Source organism: Shimia sp. (genome assembly GCF_022448905.1).
Taxonomy (GTDB): domain Bacteria; phylum Pseudomonadota; class Alphaproteobacteria; order Rhodobacterales; family Rhodobacteraceae; genus Shimia.
In genome coordinates this window covers 125,688-139,903 of record NZ_JAKVCW010000004.1, presented here as the reverse complement: position 1 = coordinate 139,903, position 14,216 = coordinate 125,688, and the positions used below count along the sequence as shown (strand labels likewise).

Sequence of the window (14,216 nt, the reverse complement as noted above, 5' to 3'; positions counted from 1 at the left end):
GAGAGCTAGGGCGCGGCGTCTGTGTCGCGCCCATATTGAGGCAGGGGTGTAGATGGATTTTGGACCTTATTTGATGCTCGCCACATTGGAGGGCGCTGTCACTGCGGCGGTTCTGGCGTTGACGGCGTCGGGATTGGCGCTGGTGTTTGGCGTGATGCGGGTGGTGAATGTCGCCCATGGTGAGTTTTTTATGCTTGGCGCAGTTTTGGCCTGGTGGGTGACCCATATACTGGGCGGCTCAGCCGCTTTTGGCTTTGTCGTGGCGCTTATTGTCGTGCCGGTTTTGGTTGGGCTTTTGGCTGCGATCACGGACATGACCATCCTGAAGAGGATTGACTACGATCCTGAACGCACGATCGTTGCGACAATTGGTATCCTGTATATTTTGCAGCAGGTTACGTTGATGACCTATGGGCCAGATGCGCGGCCAGTTGTGCCGCCGTTTAACACGCGCATTGCTTTGCCATGGTTTGAGTTTGTCGATGGGAAGATCAGTCTTTATTGGCCTTGGGGCCTTTCGATCACCAGCTACAAACTGGCCGTGATCGGCGCAGCGGTCCTGGTATTGATTGGATTGTGGCTCTTGATGACGCGATCCAAGCTGGGGCTCTTGATGCGCGCCACAGAACAAGATCGCGATATGGCCTTGGCTTTTGGCATCCCGGTTGAGCGGGTTTACGCTCTGGTGTTTGGCCTTGGGGCCGGCATTGCGGCTTTGGCTGCGGTGCTGATCGTGCCTATCCAACAGGCGCACTACTTGATGGGGCATGATCCGCTGTTGCTGAGCTTTATTGTGGTCATCATCGGGGGGCTGGGCAGCTTACCCGGTACGGTCCTGGCCGCTCTGCTGATTGGGTTATCTGACGGAATTATTTCGGTTTTCTTCTCTCCGACACTTGCAAAAATCCTCGCGACGCTATTGGTTGCGCTTGTATTGGTGTTCCGCCCGCAAGGCTTGTTCGGAGCCCGAAAGGCATGATGGGAGGCATGCAGAAATCGTTGCTGCTTCATGGTGGCGTCTTGGTTGTTTTGTTTGCCTTGCAGTTTGTGCTTCCCGCTTACCATCACGGCAACCTGGCGCGGATCATGGTGCTGGCCAGCTACGCGATGGGTTACAATTTGTTATTCGGCTACACGGGGTTGTTGAGCCTTGGTCACGCGTTGTTCTTTGCTGCCGGGCTATATGGCATGGGACTGGCAATGTCGCAGTTTGGCTTGAGCGCGGGCATTGCCTTGATGGTTGGCATTCTACTGGGCGCACTGGTCGGTGCGGTCATTGGTGCATTGGCGTTACGTACCGAAGGCGTGGCCTTCATGATCGTGACACTGATGTTTGCCCAAGCTGGCTATCTGACTGTGTTGTACTTTGGCGCTTACACGCGCGGCGACGAAGGCTTTGTGATTGCGCAGGCAGATCGCGTGCTACTGTCTTTGGATCTTTCCGATCCAACGGTACGGTATTTTGCAGCCTTTTCAGTCTTCTGCGCCGTCTTCATAATGTGTTACCTGGCTGTGCAATCCCGCTTTGGCAAAGTTCTCATTGCCATTCGTGAAAATGAAGATCGGGCCCGAATGCTTGGGTATGACGTGGCACGATATAAGCTGGCCGCCGTCGTGTTGTCCGCCAGTTTGTCCGCACTGGCCGGAGCCAGCTATGGGTTGTTGTTTGGCTATGTGGGCGCGTCGTTTGCTTCTGTTCAATACTCCATTTTCCCATTGCTTTGGGTGCTCTTGGGTGGCGCGGGCACGGTGTTGGGTCCGTTGATCGGCACGCTGTTTATGTTCTACCTGATTGACCTCAGCTCCGGGATCACCACGGCCTACATGCTGATCGCTGGTGTGGTGTTGGTGTTCCTCACGCTTTTTGCGCCTCAAGGATTGATGGGTGAACTGCGCCGCCGGGTCTGGAGATGGTTGCCATGAGTTTGCTGTCTGCGAAAGGGTTGAGTAAACACTTCAATGGCTTGGTGGCTGTTGAGGACGTATCGCTCTCTGTCCCTGAAGGCCAGGTCCGAGCCTTGATTGGACCAAATGGGGCAGGAAAAACCACACTCGTTGGCATGTTGTCCGGACGTATTGCTCCGTCGTCGGGAGCCGTTTCATTTGACGGTCAGGACGTGACGGTTTGGCCCGCGCACAAGCGGATTGCGGCGGGTATGGGTTATACCTTTCAGATCACGTCGGTTTTTCCAAACTTAAGTGTGTTGGAAAACGTAGCGCTGGCGGCGCGGCGGAAGGTTTCGGAAAATCGGCGCGTGATTGAAACGGTGAATGTGGCCTTGGACCGCGTTAGCCTCTTGGACCGACGATCTGAGGTTGCCGGGGATTTGTCCTATGGGCATCAGCGGTTGTTGGAAATTGCCATGGGATTGGCGCAGTCTCCGAAACTGTTGATTTTGGACGAGCCAACGCAAGGATTGGCGGACGGTGAGGTGGCCGCTTTCAATACATTGATCGATGAGTTGCGCGGAAACATCACCGTTTTGCTGATTGAGCACAATATGGATGTGGTCATGCAAGTTGCTGATTTTGTGACGGTTTTGGACGCCGGTAAGGTTCTTTTCGAGGGCACGCCTGACGATGTCAAAGCCAGTGCCGAGGTGCAGGCGGTCTATCTGGGAGGCGGCGATGCTGCGGCTTGAAGGGGTCTCTGCCGGGTATGGGCGCGCGCAGGTGTTGCGGGAGGTGTCGTTTGAGGCACGGCCGGGTGAGATCTTGTGCCTTGTTGGGCGCAATGGGGCCGGGAAGACAACCACGGTGAAAGCAATCATGGGATTGCTGCCACTGATGGCTGGCGCGGTGCGTTTGGGAGACGTCCTATTGTCCGATTTGGCACCGCATAAAGTGCCGCAACAAGGCATAGGCTACGTGCCGCAAGGACGGCGGCTGTTTGGCGAGCTGACCGTGGGTGAGAACCTGGCGGTGGGGCGCTTGACAAATGGTAAGGACGCTTCTGTCCTAGAGGAAGTACTCCAGCTTTTTCCGAGACTTGAAGAGAGGTACGGTCAACGCGCCAATACGCTAAGTGGGGGCGAGCAACAGATGTTGGCGATGGGACGGGCGATGTGTTTGCGGCCCAAGGTATTGCTGTTGGATGAGCCTACCGAGGGGCTGCAACCTTCCATGATTGAAGCCATTCGAGACGCGACGGAGCAGATGCGCGATCAGGGGGTCGCCGTTGTTCTTGTGGAGCAGCGGATGGACGCCATTGTGGCTCTAGCCGATCAGGTGGCGCTGCTCGAGAACGGGCGAATGTGTGGGGTTTTGAGCCGTGACGCGGTGGCCACTGAGCCGAAAAAACTGGCGCATCATCTTGGGGTTTGAAGCCTCAAAAACCACGTCGGTATTGCGTCTGTATCGCGACTGTTTTGCGGAGGTGCAAATTTGGCGTGCGCTCTGGCGATTAAGTCAGTTTTTGAAGCAGCAAAAGAAAGATGGTTTGTTCCGCCTCATTGAGCGGGGCCAGCGTGTCTTTGGTGATGGCGTGCGCGGTGGGCGCGACGGCTTCAAACAGATCCCAGCCGGAGGCCGTTGGCTTCAGCAGAATACGACGTTGGTCGTCCGGGTCGGGAGAGCTGGTCACGAGATTCTTGGCACGCAGGCGATCCACGACGCCTTTGATGGTGGCGCCGTCCATGGCGGTGGCCCGGCCCAAGGCGTTTTGAGACACCGCGCCCAGCTCGCACAGCTTGGCAAGTGCGGCAAATTGGGTGGGGGTCAGCTCGGAAATGCCCTCTGCAAAGATCGCCAAATGCCGCTGATTGGCACGGCGCATCAGGAAGCCAACCTGCTCATCCAGAGCGTAACCATCGGCGGCTTCGGATGGGGTCATATTTGGGATTTGAGAGGTCATCACAAAGGGCCTTGTTGCGGACACGCGCTGGGGTTTGTTGACAGATGTGCCAGTGCTGCCGCAAAATCCATTGGTATACACACAAGTTTTTGTGCCGCGCCCTGACGATTTGAGAGGTCACCATGGGGATTTATCATCGCCCCGGCAAGTTGAAAGATGCGCTCGCTGTTTTGGCGACAACCGGCGCGCGGCCGGTGGCGGGCTGTACCGACGTTTTTGCCGCCACCGAAGCACAAGACCTTCGCGGCGATGTCTTGGATGTCACGGCCATTGAAGGGCTGCGGGGCATCTTTGAAACTGCTTCTGGCTGGCGGATTGGCGCGGCAACAACCTGGCGGGATATTGTACATGCGCGGCTTCCACGCGCGTTTGACATGCTGCAACAGGCGGCCTGTGAGGTTGGCGGGGCGCAGGTACAAAATGCGGGCACAGTCGCGGGCAATATCTGTAATGCCTCGCCAGCGGCAGATGGCATGCCGCCGTTGTTGACGCTCGATGCTCAGGTTGAGTTGGTGTCCGAGCGCGGCGAGCGCGTGGTGGATTTGGCGCAGTTTGTTACCGGTCCACGGGAAACTGTGCTGCAATCCGATGAGTTGGTCAGTGCTGTTTTGATCCCATCCAAGAGCGTGCATGGACACAGCCGATTCCTGAAATTGGGGGCACGCAAACATTTGGTGATTTCGATTGCTATGGTCGCGGTGCGCTTGGCCGTGGAAGACGGAAAAATCACTGACGCAGCGATTTGCGTGGGCGCTTGTGGGCCTGTGGCAAAACGAGCTTCGGCGTTGGAAACAGCATTGATTGGGACAAGTGCAGAAGGAGCTGACCAATTGGTAAGTCCTGCGCACTTGAAGGATGTTCTTGCGCCCATTTCGGATGTACGCGGAGATGCGGCCTATCGGGAGGCGGCGGCGCTGGAACTGGTGCAGCGGGCGATCGCAGATGTGCTGGAGCAGGTTCCATGATTTCCTTTGATCTCAATGGGCAACCTCGGTCTGTGGACGTGCCATTGGGGCGACGTTTGTCGCAAGTGTTGCGAGAGGATTTGCACTTGCGCGGTACAAAAGTGGGCTGTGACGCAGGCGATTGCGGGGCGTGTACGGTGTTGGTGGATGGTGCGGCGGTGTGCGCCTGTTTGACGCCGGTGGCGCGGGTGGCTGCGCGTAAAGTTGAAACCATTGAGGGTGTGGGCGTCGCCGGGCCAAGCGCGTTGCAAAAAGCGTTTTTGCGGCATGGGGCGGCGCAATGCGGGATCTGTTCGCCGGGCATGGTGATGGCGGCGGAGGCCCTGCTGCGTTCAAATTCAACGCCGGACAGAGACGATGTTGAAACCGCGTTAGGGGGCGTCCTGTGCCGTTGCACGGGGTACGCAAAAATCATCGACGCGGTGCTGGATGCGGCGGGTAGCGGCGCGGGGCCGGAACCAGAGGCGGGCGCAGCCGTCGGCGCGCGCGTGGAGCGGTTGGACGGCGTGGCAAAGGTGATGGGGCGTGAAGCCTTTGGGGCGGACGTGGTTCCAGACGGCGCGCTTTATGTGCGGGCGGTGCGCAGCCCGTATGCCTCGGCGCGGTTTGCCTTTGGGGACTTGGAGGCTTGGGCCGCTGCGCAAGGCGTACGCGTTTTCACGGCTCAGGACATTCCCGGCGTGAATTGTTTTGGCGTGATTGAGCGCTTTGCTGACCAGCCTGCGCTTGCAGAAGAGACCGCGCGTATGGTTGGTGAGGCCGTGGCTTTGGTTGCTGGACCAAAGGCGGTTGTAGAGGCATTGGAGTGGGATGCGTTTCCGGTGGCTTGGGAGGCTTTGGTACCGGTTCTGGAGACGCGAAGTGCAACCGATCCTGAGGTGAAACTTTTGCATGCCGCGCGTAAGGACAATCAGCTGATTGCGGGCGTTGTTAGGCGCGGAGATGCAAAGGCTGCACTTGATATGGCAGCACATGTTGTCGAGGGGACGTTGCGCACCGGCCACGTGGAACATGCCTATATCGAGCCGGAGGCTGGCGCAGCATGGATGGAGGGCGAGGTGCTCAACATTCGGGCCTGCACACAAGCGCCGGTTTTGGATCAGGAGAGCGCCGCCAAAGTCCTTGGTCTGCCGAAAGAACGTGTGCGCATCCGGCCTGCGGCCACGGGCGGTGGGTTTGGCGCAAAACTGGACTTATCGGTGCAGCCGCTGGTTGGATTGGTGACCTTACTGACCGGTCAGCCCAGTGTGATGGTCTACTCGCGGCCGGAAAGCATGGCTGCAAGTACCAAGCGCCATCCTGCTGAAATGACAGCCAAAATTGGCGCCGATGCGGATGGGCGGTTGGTCGGGATGGCCTTTGATGGCGCGTTTGATACCGGGGCGTATGCCAGCTGGGGGCCCACCGTGGCGGTGCGCGTGCCGGTGCATGCCAGCGGGCCATATGTGATCCCGAACTATGATGCCGAAGCGCGTGCGGTACACACCAACGGACCAGTTGCGGGCGCGTTTCGCGGGTTTGGGGTGCCTCAGGCGGCGGCGTTGCAAGAACAGTTGTTTGATCAACTGGCGGATCAGGTGGGGATGGACCGGCTGGCGTTTCGCCGATTGAATGCGCTGTCTGATGGTGTTCCGACTGTGTGTGGCCAGGAGCTCGCCGGCGTAGGCATCGGGGCCTGCTTGGAGGCGCTGCAGCCACGTTGGGATGCGGCTTTGATTGAAGCGGCGGGCGCGAATGCCTCGCCGCGCAAGACATTGCGCGGTGTTGGCGTGGCAAGTTGTTGGTATGGCTGCGGAAATACGGCTTTGCCAAATCCCTCGACAATGCGGATCGGGATCACATCTGATGGTCAGATTTGCTTACACCAAGGCGCGATGGACATTGGGCAAGGTGCGAATACGGTGATTGCGCAGATGGCGGCGGACGCTTTGGGTATGCCGGTGCATCAGATCACGTTGATTGATTCAGATACAGCAGTGACACCGGACTGTGGGAAGACCTCGGCCAGTCGGCAGACTGTGGTGAGCGGCAAAGCAGCAGTCTTGGCGGCGCAATCATTGCGGGCGCAGATTTTGCAGCTGGGCAACATGGGTGCGGCGGCGGAGATGTCTTTGTCGGGGGGCGTCTTGTCCTTGCGAGACGGTGCGGCGCGGCGGGACATTGCACTGCGGGATTTGCCTGAGATAGCGCATGGCTATGTGCTGTGGGCGGAGGAAACCTATGATCCGCCAACAGAGGCTTTGGACGAAAACGGGCAGGGCGCGCCCTATGCGGTTTACGGCTATGGCGCGCAACTGGCGGAGGTTGAGGTGGATGTGGCGCTGGGGACGGTGAAGGTCCTCAGGATCACCGCGGCGCATGATTTGGGTAAGGTGATCAACCCCTTGCTGGCCGAAGGGCAGATCGAAGGCGGGATTGCGCAGGGGCTAGGGATGGCTCTGATGGAGGAGTTTCATCCTGGCAAAACCGAAAACCTGCATGACTATCTGATCCCGACCACGGGGGACATGCCGGAGGTCGTATCTCACCTGATTGAGATACCTGATCCAGAGGGCCCCATGGGCGCCAAAGGCTTGGGGGAGCACGTGTTGATCCCGACAGCACCCGCGATCTTGAATGCGATCCGCCATGCCACCGGCGCGGTGTTGGCGCAATTGCCGGCGCGGCCCGATCGGGTGTTGGCGGCGATCAAGGCGGTCATGTCATGAGCCGGACACCGAGACAGCGCGAGGAGAAGATCCGATGTGATGCCTGTCCGGTGATGTGTTATGTGGCGGAGGGCCGGATCGGGGCCTGTGATCGTTATGCCAATATCAATGGCGAGATTGTACGCTGTGATCCGCTAACGGTGTTAGACCGTGCAATTGAAGCCGGGACCGAGGTGCGGCCATTCTTAGGGCGCGATTGGCATGATGGACTGTCCACTGACGATTTGTTTGTCACCGCTGTGGGCGCGGGCACGACCTATCCGGATTTCAAGCCAGCACCATTTTTGGTGAGCCGTGACATTGACGGTGTGGATTTTGTCACTGTCGTGACAGAGGCGATTTTCTCCTACTGCGGCGTGAAGGTGAAGATTGATACCGACCGGCATTTGGGCACAGAAGGTGCGGTGGTGCGCAGTCAGGGCGAGGCCGTGGGGCTGATGGTAACATCTGAGTACGGGTCGCAAATGATGAGCCTCGGCGGTGTGGATCACCTGACCGGCGGCAGCAAGGCGGAAGGGCGTGTCACATGCGATGTACTGCTGCAACTCCTGAACCGCGCGCCAGTTGTTTTGGAAGTGGATGATGGGGCGGAAGTGGTTGTTCAGGCCGGTGCCGCGCCAATTGTTGATGGCACAAAAGAAGACCGGATGCGGGTTGGTTGTGGTTCCGCCACGATCGGGATGTTTGCGAGCCAGTGGAAAGGCTTAGTGGACGAAGTTGTTGTGGTGGATGACCATATCACCGGCGTGGTCAGCGAGCATCAGGCGGGCAAAGTGATTGATTGGCCTGACACGGGTATTCGCATCAAAGGACGGCGCAGCACGCCGGGGCGGTATTTTCAGGTGGCGCAACCGGGACTGGGTTGGGGTGGCACCGACATTGAGGATCCGCTCGACATTCTGGGACCGTGGCGGCCGGAAAAAGGTGCGCGCGAGGGGCTGACGTTGTTGATGGTGAGCACCACTGGCGAACATGCGGAATACTATGAGTTGGACGCCGATCTGGTGCCGCAAAAACGCCCGATGCCTGAGGCGTTGGCGCCGTCTGTTGCGTTGATTGCGGAGAACTGTGAGCCAGCGCTGTGCACCGTGATGTTCATGGGTGGGGCTGGCGGGTCGTTGCGATCCGGGGTCACACAAAACCCCGTCAAGTTGACCCGTGCGGTGCAGGATCAGAACGCCAAGGTCACGGTTGGCGGGGCGCCGGCTTACGTCTGGCCGGGCGGCGGCATCACTTTGATGGCGGATGTGACCAAGATGCCGGATGGAGCATTTGGCATGGTGCCCACGCCAGCCATCGTTGCGCCGTTGGAGTTTACAGTGTCGCAAGAGGTGTACGAGAAGCTGGGCGGGCACGTGGAGCAGGTCCGGAGCGTAAGCGACGTTCTGGCAGGCGGCGGCCAATATGCGCGCAGCACGCATATCGTGCCCACCAAGTTGAAAAAGCCATGAAAGGTGGGGCGCAGATCACCTGGTTACCGGATGGTAAGCGGATGCATCTGCATCATGGGCCCATTGATTTGATTGTAGAAATCTGGGGCGCGGGCCAAACAGTTGCGTATCAACGCGCAGCGCTGCGGTTTCAGACCGTGTTGCAAGAGCTGGTGGATGAACTCCCCAAATTGCGTCAAGCTGCGGATCTGCAAGCGTGTTTTCATGGCGGCATTGCGCGTGCCATGCAGGGGGCGGTTGAGTGGCATTTGCCGGGCTTTGTGACGCCGATGGCTGCTGTGGCAGGCGCGGTGGCGGATGAGATCGCGCGCGTGATTGCCGAGGCCCCAAATATTGACAAAGCCGATGTCAACAACGGCGGTGATGTGGCGCTGGTTCTGGGACCAAATGAAGCGATGGTGGCCGATCTGGGCGGCGGCATCGCGCGTGCAACCTTGCACGGGTCGGGCTGTGTCCGCGGCGTTGCCACGTCCGGGTGGCGCGGGCGGAGCCTGTCGTTTGGGATTGCGGATGCGGTGACGGTCTTGGCCAGCTCGGCGGCCTTGGCGGATGTGGCCGCGACGTTGATCGCCAACGAAGTGGACGTGCCGGGGCATCCAGGCATTGTACGGGCCGTTGCGGATAGCCAGCAATTGGACAGTGATCTGGGAAACAGGCTGGTCACGGTAGATGTACCACGTTTGAGCCCGCCGGATATGTTTGCAGCTTTGCAGCGTGGCAAGGCGTTCGCGCTTCGGTTAAGCCCGTCGGCCGGGATTTGGGGCGGCGTGCTGGCTCTGCAGGGTCAGGTGGTTGCCTTTGGTGATCCGAGCCTTGGCAAGGCCATTGCCGCCGCTTAGCGGATTGCGTTGTCTTGTGGCAGCCAATCTAACCAACTGCGCAGCCAATTGCCCGCATATCCGCGTGGCGTTTGGTCCGGGAAAACCGCCGGATCGGCGCTGATCTGAGACCGGACAAACCAGTGTTCATTTTCGACTTCAAAAAGCTCAACCGATGATCGGGAGACGCGTTTCACCAGTGATGGCGCGATGGTTTTGACATCAAGTTCAGATCCTATAAGGCTGACTTTGTGTAAAAAAATAACAGGGTGAAGGCGAGGCTTTCGTCCCTGAATGTCCAACCTTGGGTACATAAAACTGAGACTGGATAGTGAATTCTTTGGATCAAAGACGGCGTCATTCCCATTGGCGTGCAACACAATAAGTGCGCCGTGACCAAGGGCCATGATATGGGGCGCAGCCGTGGCCTTGGTCAGATGATTCAGGATTTCTTTCAGGTCCCGCACCAGGGGTGCAAAACGGGTTTGTCCCTGCGGTGCCCAATAGGACTTCCAGCGGATCAAATAAATGGTGGGTCCCGTGTTAGACATCAAGTGGCGCAGGTCTTGTGCCAGACTTGCGGTGGTCTCGGCATCTTCTTCCGTCGGGCCGGGCAACAGAAGGATGGGCGCAGAGGTGTCCTGGTTTGAGACCTGCAACATGTCCAAATTGGCCGTGCGTGTGCTGCGCACCAAAGTGGTGTCGGCAGGGGCAAGCTGAGGATTTGGGATCACGTCTTTGGCCAAAGGAACCTCACATTCTATGGTTGCATCCGATTGGGTAGAACGGCGGACTGATAGATAAATCCTGCCTACCGCTGCTACGTATTGGCAGGGGGAAAGTGCCCGAATAGGTGACACAGCCATGCGTTGTGCGCGCATATCGGTGGGTTGTGGTAAGGGGAAGGCTGGATCTTTCAGGCCTAATATAAGTGGCCTGCAAAGGCAGGAGAATGGGGAGGTTTTGCCAAGGTTATGAGAATTCCTGCCATTTGCAAAAATTGGCCAAGTGACAGATTTATTGGCAGGATTTCGCCGTCAAGCAGCGAGGGTAGCCGCCTTGACGATTGGTAGGCTTGGCTATTGAGAAAGTGGCCCGTGCCAAGCAAACGGAGGGAGGGAGCGGCACGGGCAACAGGGGTACGCAGCGCGGTTATGTGAGCGTGTCACAGGCATCGCGTTGCGTGGTTCAGACATAACGATGCGACCGGAGGTTGCTTTGTGAAAACCGGCCGAGTTTGTGTGAAAGTAAGACAATGACGGCCTGTGCGCGGCTCAGCTTTCTTTCATCACCCGCGCAAGGGCGCAGAACTGCTCCAGGCTGACCACTTCGGCGCGGTCGGTTGGTTTGATGCCAGCGGCGATCAGACGGTCTTCGATGTCTGGCGCCTGGCCTTTCAGCGCGGCGCGGAGCATCTTGCGGCGCTGATTGAATGCAGCGGCCACAATCCGAGACAAGGTGTGGGCGTCTGCGGGATAGCGTGGCTCCGGCAGTGCAGTGAGATGCACCACGGCGGAATGCACTTTGGGCGGCGGCGAAAACGCGCCGGGCGGCAGGGACATGACGATATTGGCGTTGGCGCGCCATTGCGACAGGATGGCGAGGCGTCCGTATGCTTTGGAGCCAGGCTGCGCGGTGATGCGCTCGGCCACTTCGCGCTGGAACATCAGGGTCAGGCTTTGCCAGAATGGCGGCCACTCTTTTGGGGTGAGCCAGCGCACCAGAAGTTCGGTGCCGACGTTGTAGGGCAGGTTGGCAGCCACGCGAATAGGTGGTGTGAGGTGGCTCAAGGGATCGACTTCCAGAGCGTCGCCGTTGATGACCTCCAGGCGACCGGGATAGGCGGCTTCGATCTCTGCCAGGGCTGGCATACAGCGGTGGTCTTTCTCGATCGCGAGGACTTTGCGGGCCCCCTCGGCGAGCAGGCCACGGGTCAGTCCACCCGGGCCGGGGCCAATTTCCAGCACGTCACAATCGGTCAATTCGCCTGCGCGGCGGGCAATTTTGGCGGTGAGATTGAGATCCAGCAAGAAGTTCTGGCCCAAGGACTTGCGGGCGGAAAGGCCGTGGGTCTCGATCACCTGACGCAGCGGGGGAAGATCATCAATGGCGCTCATGCAATTAGCCTTGGTTTGGGCGGCTGCGCCGCGGATAGATGCCTCCGGCGGGGATATTTCCCGCCAAATGAAGGGTCAAGCGCTTTGTGCCATTCGCGCTGCCATGCGCAGGGCCGCGATGGTGCTGGACGGGTTGGCTTTGCCGGTGCCAGCAATGTCAAAGGCGGTGCCGTGATCCGGTGAGGTGCGGATGAACGGTAGGCCAAGAGTGACATTGACGCCGCCGTCAAAGTCCAGCGTCTTGATCGGGATCAGGGCCTGGTCATGGTAGGCGCAGATCGCGACATCATAGCGCGCGCGGGCGGCGGCGTGGAACATGGTGTCGGCTGGCAGTGGACCGGAGAGATCAAACCCCTCACGGCGCAGTTTGTCGAGGACAGGCGCAATCACAGCGGCATCTTCGTGCCCCATGGCGCCGCCTTCGCCTGCGTGTGGGTTCAGGCCAGCCACCGCAATACGCGGGTTTGGAATGCCAAACTGGGTTTGAAGCCCTTTCGCGGTGATCCGGATGGTCTCTACCAACAACTCTGGTGTGAGCGCAGAAGGCACATCCGCCAGGGGAATGTGGATTGTCGTTGGCACGACGCGCAGTATGTCCGAGGCCAGCATCATCACCACATTTTCCACGCCGCCAAGGTCGGCGAGATATTCGGTGTGGCCGGGATAGGGGAAATCGGCGCCGTCTTTTAATGCCTTTTTGTGGATGGGCAGGGTGCAGATCGCGCTGGCCTCATCGCTCATCGCGAGGTCCACCGCATGGGCGATGACGTCGATGACACCTTCAGCGTTGTCGGGATGAGTTGTGCCGGGTGTACGTTCTGCGGCAAATGGATGTGGTAGCACCGGCATCGCGTTGGGCATTACTTCAATGGCGTCTTGCGGGCTTTGCAGGAGCTGATGTGGCACGGAGCCCGGCAAATGTGCCGGGTCTGCAATCAGAATAAACGGCAGATCATCCTTGAGCGCGGACCAGGCCTTTTCGGCAATTTCCAAACCAACGCCAGCCGGTTCGCCGCAGGTCAAAGCAATGGGCGCGCAGCTCATTTTTCGGTGATCCGGGCCTGTGCGCGCAATTGGCTGAGGTAGCTGTTGGCATAGCTTTCCAGACGCAGGTTGCGCAGGGATGCGGCGACATCTTCACGGGACAGGTCTTTGTCATTGATCTCAGCGGTGCGACCACACAGCATTAACACAATCAGATTTTGCCCATCCGCCGTGGTCAGGTTTGTCGAGATCTCATTGTCATCAAGTTTGGCAAGTTCAATCGCAACATCACGCGGGATTTCGTTGGGCTTTTGAGTTTCCCGGAACAGACGCTCAGCTGGCAGGTCAAATCCTACGCCAAAGAGATCGTCGCATTTGTCAACTAAGGCGCGCACTTTGGCTGCTTCTTGCAAGGCTTCTTCGGTGCGGCCACCTGGGATATAGAACTTGGCGTAGTCAACAGCAGAGTAGCGTGGGGAGCGGCGACCGGTTTCCGCAATACCGCGCAATTGGAACAAGGCCACGGCGTTGGGCAATTGCAAAGGGGGCGTCACATCTCCTTTGCGAAGAGATGTTACCACGGGTCGAAGCGGGGCTGGAAGGTTGGTGACATTCATCCAGTCGACATGTCCACCTTGGTCCTTGGTACCCGAAGCAGAATAGATCCGCGCAGCCGCTTCGAACTCTGAAAAGCTATCGAGTTCCGAAATTTGTAATGCCAGACTGTCCACTTGCGGACGGGTTTGCGGAGTGACTGGAATGATGATTTCGGAGAGCAGAACGCGGACGCCGCCTTGACCACTATTTTGAGCAATGGCGCGGTCGATTTCTTCTTCGCTGACTTCGGCGTTGGCGCCAAAGCGAGATTGCACGACGCCACCCCATTCAATTTGTGAGGTAATGAAGTCGCGCAGCGCCTCCTCATAAATACCTTCCGCCGCGAGCGCCTTGATCATATCTTCAGGTTTCATGTTCACGCGTTTGGCGAAGTTTTCCAGCCCAGCGGTCACGCCTTCTTCAGAGGCCACGATTCCAGCCTGGCGCGCGGCTTGCCCTTTGAGGCGATCCTCGATCAATTGCTCGCGCGCGAGTTCCAGGGGATCGCCTGGGGCGCTCATGATCAGAAGCAGGCGGGCACGTTGTTCGATTTCGTAGTGGGTGACCACCGAGTCATTTACAAAAATTGCTGGGCTAAAGGCATTTTGAGCGGCGGTAGGCAACGCTGCGGTGCCTATCGTGGCACAAGCGGCGGCGGTGCTGGCACAGGCGCGAAATACGGAGCGGATCATCTTGCGTGGCATCATCTTTACGTCGTCTTCC

13 protein-coding genes are annotated in these 14,216 nt (G+C 58.6%); 8 read left to right on the top strand and 5 right to left on the bottom strand.

The features are described 5' to 3' along the window. The first annotated feature begins 52 nt into the window (after positions 1–52). The 4 genes from MK208_RS05805 to MK208_RS05790 are packed head-to-tail and all read left to right on the top strand — an operon-like array spanning position 53 to position 3,324. A complete protein-coding gene (locus MK208_RS05805) occupies positions 53–979 on the top strand; it encodes a branched-chain amino acid ABC transporter permease (RefSeq protein WP_294114834.1) in 927 nt (308 codons plus the stop codon). 8 nt (positions 980–987) lie between these two features. Beyond that, positions 988–1,923, top strand: coding sequence for a branched-chain amino acid ABC transporter permease (locus MK208_RS05800; RefSeq protein ID WP_294114833.1), 936 nt, complete (start codon positions 988–990; stop codon positions 1,921–1,923). Beyond that, on the top strand, positions 1,920–2,642 hold the full coding sequence (locus MK208_RS05795; RefSeq protein ID WP_294114831.1) for an ABC transporter ATP-binding protein: 723 nt from the start codon (positions 1,920–1,922) through the stop codon (positions 2,640–2,642). The genes MK208_RS05800 and MK208_RS05795 overlap by 4 nt, the downstream gene beginning before the upstream one ends. Beyond that, positions 2,629–3,324 (top strand): ABC transporter ATP-binding protein, encoded by a 696-nt coding sequence (locus MK208_RS05790; RefSeq protein WP_294114829.1) that lies wholly within the window; start codon positions 2,629–2,631, stop codon positions 3,322–3,324. The genes MK208_RS05795 and MK208_RS05790 overlap by 14 nt, the downstream gene beginning before the upstream one ends. A 79-nt stretch (positions 3,325–3,403) precedes the next feature. Here MK208_RS05790 and MK208_RS05785 read toward each other — a convergent pair whose 3' ends face one another. After that, positions 3,404–3,853 (bottom strand): MarR family transcriptional regulator, encoded by a 450-nt coding sequence (locus tag MK208_RS05785; RefSeq protein ID WP_294114828.1) that lies wholly within the window; start codon positions 3,851–3,853, stop codon positions 3,404–3,406. A gap of 122 nt (positions 3,854–3,975) precedes the next feature. On the opposite strand from MK208_RS05785, the gene MK208_RS05780 reads away from it, so the two are divergent. Genes MK208_RS05780 through MK208_RS05765 form a run of 4 tightly spaced genes read left to right on the top strand, consistent with a single transcriptional unit; the run spans position 3,976 to position 9,816 of the window. Beyond that, on the top strand, positions 3,976–4,818 hold the full coding sequence (locus MK208_RS05780) for an FAD binding domain-containing protein (RefSeq protein ID WP_294114826.1): 843 nt from the start codon (positions 3,976–3,978) through the stop codon (positions 4,816–4,818). Further along, complete coding sequence (locus MK208_RS05775) at positions 4,815–7,526, top strand: molybdopterin cofactor-binding domain-containing protein (RefSeq protein WP_294114824.1); 2,712 nt, start codon at positions 4,815–4,817, stop codon at positions 7,524–7,526. Before MK208_RS05780 ends, MK208_RS05775 begins: the two co-directional genes overlap by 4 nt. After that, the gene (locus MK208_RS05770; RefSeq protein ID WP_294114822.1) at positions 7,523–8,977 is read left to right on the top strand and encodes a 6-hydroxynicotinate reductase; all 1,455 of its coding nucleotides are present in this window, start codon (positions 7,523–7,525) and stop codon (positions 8,975–8,977) included. Before MK208_RS05775 ends, MK208_RS05770 begins: the two co-directional genes overlap by 4 nt. After that, a complete protein-coding gene (locus tag MK208_RS05765) occupies positions 8,974–9,816 on the top strand; it encodes a UPF0280 family protein (protein WP_294114820.1) in 843 nt (280 codons plus the stop codon). The genes MK208_RS05770 and MK208_RS05765 overlap by 4 nt, the downstream gene beginning before the upstream one ends. On the opposite strand, the gene MK208_RS05760 is transcribed toward MK208_RS05765, so the two are convergent. The 4 genes from MK208_RS05760 to MK208_RS05745 all read right to left on the bottom strand — a co-directional run bounded on the left by MK208_RS05760 (position 9,813) and on the right by MK208_RS05745 (position 14,197). Further along, positions 9,813–10,661, bottom strand: coding sequence for a hypothetical protein (locus tag MK208_RS05760; protein ID WP_294114819.1), 849 nt, complete (start codon positions 10,659–10,661; stop codon positions 9,813–9,815). The two genes, MK208_RS05765 and MK208_RS05760, sit on opposite strands and share 4 nt — an antisense overlap. Positions 10,662–11,069: 408 nt before the next feature. Continuing rightward, positions 11,070–11,912, bottom strand: coding sequence for a 16S rRNA (adenine(1518)-N(6)/adenine(1519)-N(6))-dimethyltransferase RsmA (rsmA, locus tag MK208_RS05755; protein ID WP_294114817.1), 843 nt, complete (start codon positions 11,910–11,912; stop codon positions 11,070–11,072). A gap of 75 nt (positions 11,913–11,987) precedes the next feature. Beyond that, positions 11,988–12,956, bottom strand: a complete 969-nt coding sequence (gene pdxA, locus MK208_RS05750; protein ID WP_294114815.1) for a 4-hydroxythreonine-4-phosphate dehydrogenase PdxA — start codon at positions 12,954–12,956, stop codon at positions 11,988–11,990. Next, positions 12,953–14,197: a peptidylprolyl isomerase gene (locus MK208_RS05745; protein ID WP_294114814.1), complete on the bottom strand. Its 1,245-nt coding sequence runs from the start codon at positions 14,195–14,197 to the stop codon at positions 12,953–12,955. Before MK208_RS05745 ends, pdxA begins: the two co-directional genes overlap by 4 nt. Between the last annotated feature and the right edge of the window lie 19 nt (positions 14,198–14,216).

Coding starts and splice junctions, on each gene's coding strand:
- MK208_RS05805 (WP_294114834.1), top strand. CDS start 53: ATGGATTTTGGACCTTATTTGATGCTCGCCACATTGGAGGGCGCTGTC.
- MK208_RS05800 (WP_294114833.1), top strand. CDS start 988: ATGCAGAAATCGTTGCTGCTTCATGGTGGCGTCTTGGTTGTTTTGTTT.
- MK208_RS05795 (WP_294114831.1), top strand. CDS start 1,920: ATGAGTTTGCTGTCTGCGAAAGGGTTGAGTAAACACTTCAATGGCTTG.
- MK208_RS05790 (WP_294114829.1), top strand. CDS start 2,629: ATGCTGCGGCTTGAAGGGGTCTCTGCCGGGTATGGGCGCGCGCAGGTG.
- MK208_RS05785 (WP_294114828.1), bottom strand. CDS start 3,853: ATGACCTCTCAAATCCCAAATATGACCCCATCCGAAGCCGCCGATGGT.
- MK208_RS05780 (WP_294114826.1), top strand. CDS start 3,976: ATGGGGATTTATCATCGCCCCGGCAAGTTGAAAGATGCGCTCGCTGTT.
- MK208_RS05775 (WP_294114824.1), top strand. CDS start 4,815: ATGATTTCCTTTGATCTCAATGGGCAACCTCGGTCTGTGGACGTGCCA.
- MK208_RS05770 (WP_294114822.1), top strand. CDS start 7,523: ATGAGCCGGACACCGAGACAGCGCGAGGAGAAGATCCGATGTGATGCC.
- MK208_RS05765 (WP_294114820.1), top strand. CDS start 8,974: ATGAAAGGTGGGGCGCAGATCACCTGGTTACCGGATGGTAAGCGGATG.
- MK208_RS05760 (WP_294114819.1), bottom strand. CDS start 10,661: ATGGCTGTGTCACCTATTCGGGCACTTTCCCCCTGCCAATACGTAGCA.
- rsmA (WP_294114817.1), bottom strand. CDS start 11,912: ATGAGCGCCATTGATGATCTTCCCCCGCTGCGTCAGGTGATCGAGACC.
- pdxA (WP_294114815.1), bottom strand. CDS start 12,956: ATGAGCTGCGCGCCCATTGCTTTGACCTGCGGCGAACCGGCTGGCGTT.
- MK208_RS05745 (WP_294114814.1), bottom strand. CDS start 14,197: ATGCCACGCAAGATGATCCGCTCCGTATTTCGCGCCTGTGCCAGCACC.